We start from the raw sequence: 1,979 nt of genomic DNA, 5'->3' as shown, positions 1-1,979 counted from the left end.
ATTAGTCGGTATTTTATAGATTTTTCCTACTTTTCCTCTCCCCACACCTCCCACACTTCCGTACGGACGTTGCATAAGGGCGTCCCTACCCCACCCAATCATATATAGCATTCTTTTTGAGAAATGGCATAATAGGGGGTAGACAAGAATACACAACTACTGGTCACCAAAAAATAGTCCTAAAATATTGGCTAAAATATAGCTAATTATCAAAGAGTGAGGACTTTTACTATAGCAATCCGCGCATTGGTTGTGAGAATTTTTATAATAGTTAATTTTAACTGAAAACTTGGAAAATTATGACTCCTGACTCCTAAGTGCCACCCAAATATTACAACTTAAATATAGCGTTTCTCAAACTAGTGAGGTGCAGTTGTTTTTGTTCTTTATCTATTCCTACGGAACAAGAATTACTACTCCCTACTCCTTATTCCTGTTCCCTGTTCCCAGATCCGGTGTTCCCTGTTCCCTAAAACCAAAGAATGCGCGTACCTCACGAATATGGGAATTGCTATAGAATGGCTATAGGATGGCTATATTAGGGATGAATGTAAATTTACTCTATCAGTTCAAGTTTTAATATTTTGTCAACAAAGACTCTTTAAAAATTCAAATTTTTGATTAGTTTGGAATGGTTTTTATCCTAACTTGCAAATATATAAATAAACAATTTTTATCAAAAATTTGATAAATTAAAGTTTCAGATTTGCCGAAATAAATGTTATTGCTGTAGGGGCGGGTTCAAGAAAAAAACTTGTAGAGCGAAATTGGATAAAAATTAAAATCATAAAGGGAAAAAAAATGAGTAAATCAATAGTAGTTAAACAACTGATTGCCCAGGAAATTACATCACATAATTTTCAACCTTTTGGGCAAGTAATTTGTGCTTCGGAAGATGGCAAAAAATATGACCAAGATGATGCTCAATTAAGTTTAGAAAATGGTACGCCACGATTCTATATTATGAGGTTGAAGAAAAGAGGTCGAAAGTTTACAAAAATTACTCGTCATGGGCAATGTACTCAATGTTTAGGTTCTCTAGAAGGAAAGGAATGGTTAATGGCAGTTGCTCCACCTTGTGCAGAAGAGACACCTAAATTAGAGGATGTAGTTGCTTTTAAAATTCCCGGAAATTGTTTTATTAAATTAGAGGTGGGAACCTGGCACGCAGGACCTTATTTTGAGCAAGATTTTGTGGATTTTTACAACCTAGAATTAAGTGATACAAATGTTGTAGATCATTTTACTCACGACTTTGCTAAAAGTCATAATTTAGAGTTAGAAATTGTTTAACTATAGCAGGGAACAAGCAACAGCTAAAAGCGGTGCGACCCCGCGTCGGCAACCGACTAACAGAGGCAACAGTGGGAAAAACTTTTCTTAGTTTAAGATTTATTATTAGTATATGTTCTAAGTAGTTGTGCTTTTAGGAATTTCCTAGTTGAGAGAGGGAACAGGGAACACTTAACTGGGAATAGGAAGTCTATTAGGATGTGTAATTAATTTTGCATAGGAACTTAACTGCTCTGACTGTTGCTATAGCTTTCTTAAAAAAATTGCGCTCTTTTCGACTTTTTAATAAACCTAAAATACTGACATAAGTGATAGTAAGACTAGCAGATAATACCAGAGTTAAATTTGATTTTTTAGATTCAGTGTTGAGAGAGGGAACAGGGAAAACTTAACTGGGAACAGGAAGTCTATAGGATGTGTAATTAATTTTGCATAGGAACTTAACTGCTCTGACTGTTGCTATAGCTTTCTTCAAAAAAAATGCGCTCTTTTCGACTTTTTAATAAATCTAAAAAACTGACATAAGTGATAGTAAGACTAGCAGATAATACCAGAGTTGAATTTGATTTTTTAGATTCAGTGTTGAGAGAGGGAACAGGGAAAACTTAACTGGGAACAGGAAGTCTATAGGATGTGTAATTAATTTTGCATAGGAACTTAACTGCTCTGACTGTTGCTATAGCTTT

At 34.7% G+C, this 1,979-nt stretch carries 1 protein-coding gene; it reads left to right on the top strand.

Going from position 1 to position 1,979, the window contains the following annotated elements; translation table 11 throughout:
• The first annotated feature begins 801 nt into the window (after positions 1–801).
• On the top strand, positions 802–1,293 hold the full coding sequence (locus tag F6K22_RS39615) for an ureidoglycolate lyase (RefSeq protein ID WP_293110519.1): 492 nt from the start codon (positions 802–804) through the stop codon (positions 1,291–1,293).
• The last annotated feature ends 686 nt before the right edge of the window (positions 1,294–1,979 follow it).

Source organism: Okeania sp. SIO2F4 (assembly GCF_010672385.1).
In the GTDB taxonomy this organism is placed as follows: Bacteria; Cyanobacteriota; Cyanobacteriia; order Cyanobacteriales; family Microcoleaceae; genus Trichodesmium.
The sequence above is the reverse complement of the archived record's forward strand: the minus strand, read 5'-3'. Positions and strand labels throughout refer to the sequence as shown.